1 protein-coding gene is annotated in these 1,665 nt (G+C 69.1%); it reads right to left on the bottom strand.

Features of this window, described 5'->3' with window-relative positions; all coding sequences use genetic code 11:
• Positions 1 to 1,573: condensation domain-containing protein (locus ORI94_RS35185; protein WP_266083181.1), on the bottom strand; the 1,573-nt coding region annotated here is incomplete at its 3' end.
• Positions 1,574 to 1,665 lie beyond the last annotated feature (92 nt).

The following is a 1,665-nucleotide window of genomic DNA, read 5'->3' as shown; positions in this document are numbered from 1 at the left end:
CGTACGCGACCCGCTCCTCACCACACACCACCGCGAGCGCATCCGCCCGCTCCCCCACCCGAGCCTCGAACCACTCCACCAACGAACCCGACGGAACAACCACATCCGTCTCGTTCCACACCCGCACGACGCGGTCGGCCACGTCGGCCGGCACGACGTCGAGCGAGAGGAGCCGTGCGGCCGGCTTGGCCGTCACCTGCTCGAGAAGCCGCATCAGGCCGGAAAGGAGGTGGTCGACGGTCTGTGCGTCGAACAGATCGGTGGCGTACTCCACGCTTCCCCGAAGCGCGCGTTCCGGGCCCTCGGTCGCAAGGTCCATGAAGGAGAAGGCGAGATCGACACGGGCCGTGGTCGTCTCGAACTCCATCCCGCCAACGCGCAGACCGGGGACGGTGGCGTCGACCGGCTCTTCCTTGGTGTTGTAGGTCAGCATCGTCTGGAAGAGGGGATGCCGGGCGAGGGAGCGGGCCGGGTTCAGCGCCTCGACCAGCCGCTCGAAGGGCACGTCCTGGTGCTGGTACGCCGCAAGGTCCGTATCCCGCACCCGACCCAGCAGCTCGGCGAACGTCGGGTCGCCCGAGAGGTCGGTGCGCAGCACGAGGGTGTTGACGAACAGACCCACCAGATCCGCGAGGCTCTCGTCCGTACGGCCCGCGATCGGCGAACCGATCGGCACGTCCTCGCCCGCACCGAAACGCGACAGCAGCGACGCCACCGCCGCGTGCACCACCATGAACATGCTGCACCCCTGCGCACGCGCCAACTCACGCAACCGCGTGTGCAGTTGACCCGGCACCTCGAATGTCGCACGCGCACCACGGTGTGAGGCGACCGCCGGCCGGGGCCGGTCGACGGGGAGGCTCAGCTCCTCCGGTAGACCGTCCAACTGGTGATGCCAGTAACCCAGTTGCTCGGCAACCAGACTCTCCGCATCATCCTCCGCACCAAGCACCTCACGCTGCCACAACGCGTAATCCGCGTACTGCACCGGCAACTCGGCCCACATCGGGGCCTCTCCCTCGACGCGCGCCGCGTACGCACGCGTCAGATCCCGGGCCAACGGGCCCAGCGACCCGCCGTCGGCAGCGATGTGATGCACCACCACGATCAACACATGCTCATCGGTCGTCACTTGAAGCAGTTCCGTACGCAGCGGGATCTCGCCCGCGAGATCGAAGGCGTACCGCGCCGCATCGACCACCGCGGCGTCCAGCTCCTCGCGCTCCACTTCCCGCAGCACCAACTCCGGTGCGGTGGCGTCGAGTACGACCTGACCACCCCCGCGCTCCGAGTCCGCGAACACGGTGCGCAGGCTCTCGTGCCGCGCGACCACGTCACCCAGCGCCGCCCGCAGAGCGGCGACGTCCAGGGCCCCCGACAGACGCAACGCCAACGGAATGTTGTACGTGGGGGTCGGGCCCTCCAACTGGTGCAGGAACCAGAGGCGTTGCTGCGCGAACGACACCGGAACCCACTCCGGCCGCTCCCCCGACGCCACCACACCAGGCCGCACGCGTCCCGCCCGCTCCTCCAGCACACGTACGAGCGCCGAGGGGGTCGCGTTCTCGAACACATCCCGAATCCGGACCTCGACCCCGAGGACGGACCGCACCCGCGCCACCAGACGCGTCGCCAGCAGCGAATGCCCGCCGAGAGCGAAGAACC

Origin of the sequence: Streptomyces sp. NEAU-W12 (assembly GCF_026242095.1) — a bacterium.
Classification (GTDB): Bacteria; Actinomycetota; Actinomycetes; order Streptomycetales; family Streptomycetaceae; genus Streptomyces.
The sequence above is the reverse complement of the archived record's forward strand: the minus strand, read 5'-3'. Positions and strand labels throughout refer to the sequence as shown.